Genomic DNA, 241 nt, shown 5'->3' with positions numbered 1-241 from the left:
CTAATACCGTGAACAGCATGGTGATGAACTTTTTCACAACAGGTACCTTTTTATTTAAGGGATGTAGCTGATAGGTTGCCCTGTCTCAGGGTGCTTAAAGAGCGCAAGTTCCATTCCGTAGATTTGCATCAGTGTTTCTGGTGTCATCAAATCTTTAGGCGAACCGGAGGCAATCAATTTTCCAGAATGAAGCGCAATCAAATGGTCACTGAATTTGGCGGCCATGTTGACATCATGAAGC

Annotated in this window: 1 pseudogene; it reads right to left on the bottom strand. The window is 43.6% G+C overall.

The window, feature by feature from the left end:
- Nucleotides 1-54: 54 nt before the first annotated feature.
- Nucleotides 55-241 (bottom strand): annotated as a pseudogene (locus tag AB4512_RS22945) (ABC transporter ATP-binding protein); the annotation flags it as partial.

It is taken from the genome of Vibrio sp. 10N.222.52.B7, from assembly GCF_041474275.1.
GTDB classification, from domain to species: Bacteria; Pseudomonadota; Gammaproteobacteria; order Enterobacterales; family Vibrionaceae; genus Vibrio; species Vibrio crassostreae_C.
The sequence above is the reverse complement of the archived record's forward strand: the minus strand, read 5'-3'. Positions and strand labels throughout refer to the sequence as shown.